1 protein-coding gene is annotated in these 972 nt (G+C 38.8%); it reads left to right on the forward strand.

The window, feature by feature from the left end; translation table 11 throughout:
* Positions 1 to 840: Mu transposase domain-containing protein (locus ACECE_RS27655; protein ID WP_010248553.1), on the forward strand; the 840-nt coding region annotated here is incomplete at its 5' end.
* Positions 841 to 972: the final 132 nt, after the last annotated feature.

Consider the following 972-nt stretch of genomic DNA (forward strand, 5'->3'; position numbering starts at 1 on the left):
AGACTTGAAGCACATTATGGATTTACCCCTGTGTTTTGTAATGTTGCAGCTGGATGGGAGAAAGGTGTAGTTGAAAATGCTGTTTCAATAGTCAGAAGAATAGCGTTTACTCCTATGCCATATGTTGAAAGCTATGCACAGCTTCAGGAGCATGTCACAAATCGGTGTATTCAATATGCCAGAACTCATGTTATCAAAGGACAGGAAAATACAATATGGGATCGCTTTAAAGATGAACGCAGCCACATGCTGATGCTACCAGAATCACCGCTTGATACAGGCTTCATTGTTAAAGCTCTGGTTCACACTGATCTTACTGTACGTTATCAGGATGTACGATATTCTGTACCTAAGTATCTGGCCGGAAGAGAAGTAACTTTGCGCATATCTCCTTTTCATATATCAATATTTTATCATGGACAGGAAGTTTACAAGCACAATAGAGCACTTAAAAAGAATGATCACCAATATATTCTTGATCATTATCTTGAAATACTTGAGAGAAAGCCACGAGCCATAAATCATGCGGTAGTTCTAAAACAAGGCATTATGCCAAACGAATGCTCTGATTTTCTGAGACTATGCAGAGAGGTTGATCCCAAGCAACAGTTGGTGGATATCCTGTTACTGGGACGTCAGGTTGAAAAGGAGCAGTTGCTTTTAGCTATTGCACAGGCTAACAATACAAAGAGTCCTTCTTTGAATCTGGTACGGATGCTGCTTGAATTAAAAGAACCGGTGAAGATAACGGATGACTTAGTTGTAGAGCATAAGGGACTTGAAATATATGATTCCTTGATTACGAAGGGAGATGACGTTAGTGGAAATATCACAAAATGAAGTTGAAATTCAGCGATTATCAAGCAAACTGAACTTACCTGCTATATCAAGTTTTAGGAAACATGTCAAAACTTCATCTACATTTGAAGAAAATCTTTTGCACCTGCTGCAGCTTGAAACTGATTTGAAGGA

This window comes from Acetivibrio cellulolyticus CD2, assembly GCF_000179595.2.
Classification (GTDB): Bacteria; Bacillota; Clostridia; order Acetivibrionales; family Acetivibrionaceae; genus Acetivibrio; species Acetivibrio cellulolyticus.